The following is a 1,458-nucleotide window of genomic DNA, read 5'->3' as shown; positions in this document are numbered from 1 at the left end:
CGGCGGTCTGCACGTTCTGGTTATCGACCACCGGAGCCCCGGCGGCAGTGGTCAAACGTACTCCTGTTGACATTTTCCACCTATAGAATTGGAAGTCTCGCTGGTAACTATAGCCGGCACGAGGCCTAAGATTAATATTAAAAATGGAATTCTGAATTCCGATTAAAAAATCAAACAGAGCAACCTCGAAAAACAGGAAAAACAAAGTGCAATAAAACTAAATAATTGCTCGTTTACCAAGCACTCACGCAAGAAAAGTATCACCCCAGACATCTACACAGCGATATCACAACAATATAAATCAATACAAAGCCAGAATAGAGATCAAAAACATATAAACCATGTTAAATATTAACTTTCTCGTAGAATCCCTCTGTCAGAAATATCAAAGTTTGCAGTAATCCTCTCACGAAGGCCTTCCAGTACGCTCAGAATCTGGTGAAATACGCCGATCCCATTGCCCGCGTATTCCAATGAAGCAGATGACCTTCTCCGACGCCGAGTGCGCCGGCAAGTGCAAGCAGACCCGCAAGGAACTGTTCCCGATCGAGATAGATCAGGAGGTGCTGTAGAAGGGTTTGGTTGCCCTGATCCAGCCGCACTACCCGAAGGGTGAAGGCGGTCGCCCAGCTTACCCGTTGATGGCGATGCTGCACGTGCACCTGATACAGAACTGGTTCAGCTACAGCGATCCGACGATGGAGGAAGCCCTGTATGAGACAACCATCTTGCGCCAGTTCACCGGCTTGAGCCTGGAGCGCATTCCGAACGAAACCACCATCCTCAACTTCCGCCGGCTGCTGGAGCAGCACGAGTTGACGGCTGGAGTTCTGGCGATGATCAATGGCTATCTGGGGGATCGTGGCTTGTCGCTGCGGGAGGGCGCCATTGTCGATGCCACGCTGATCCATACGCCGAGTTCAGCCAAGAACAAGGATGGCAAGCTCGATCCAGAAATGCACCAGACCAAGAAGGGTAACCAGTACTACTTCGGCATGAAGGCGCATATCGGTGTGGATGACGCGTCTGGTGGTGCACAGCGTAGTGGGTACGGCGGGCAACGTTGTGGACGTTACTCCGGCCGACAAATTGCTGCACGGCGACGGAACGTAGTTTGTACGGATGCGGGCTACGGGGTTGAAAAGCGTCCAGAGCATGCAGTTCGCGGCTACCCACAGGCGACCCGCACGGACCAAGGCCCCGTATTCACCGGCAAGGCGCTTGATCAGTGTGCGTATCAGCGCGACATCAAGCTGAAGCTGATTCAGCCTGGCAAGCCCACGCAGAATGCCTTCATCGAGTCATTTAACGGCAAGTTCTGGGACGAATGCCTCAATGAGCACTGGTTCTACTCGCAGGCCGAAGCGAGAGTCCAGATCACGGCCTGCCGGTGGGATTACAACGAGCACCGACCGCACAGCACCATTGGCAATCTCACCCCGGCAGAATTTGCTGCAA

Annotated in this window: 1 protein-coding gene and 2 pseudogenes; 2 read left to right on the top strand and 1 reads right to left on the bottom strand. The window is 52.8% G+C overall.

Going from position 1 to position 1,458, the window contains the following annotated elements:
- Nucleotides 1–73 (bottom strand): hypothetical protein (locus HMPREF2914_RS33230; RefSeq protein WP_371915117.1); only part of this gene is annotated, 73 nt, incomplete at its 3' end.
- A gap of 505 nt (nt 74–578) precedes the next feature.
- On the opposite strand from HMPREF2914_RS33230, the pseudogene HMPREF2914_RS33225 reads away from it, so the two are divergent.
- Both HMPREF2914_RS33225 and HMPREF2914_RS33220 read left to right on the top strand, forming a co-directional pair.
- Nucleotides 579–1,100 (top strand): annotated as a pseudogene (locus tag HMPREF2914_RS33225) (IS5 family transposase); the annotation flags it as partial.
- A gap of 63 nt (nt 1,101–1,163) precedes the next feature.
- Nucleotides 1,164–1,458, top strand: a pseudogene (locus tag HMPREF2914_RS33220) (integrase core domain-containing protein); the annotation flags it as partial.

Origin of the sequence: Pseudomonas sp. HMSC067G02, assembly GCF_001813485.1 — a bacterium.
Lineage (GTDB): Bacteria > Pseudomonadota > Gammaproteobacteria > Pseudomonadales > Pseudomonadaceae > Pseudomonas > Pseudomonas aeruginosa.
This window is presented reverse-complemented; position numbering and strand designations above follow the sequence as displayed.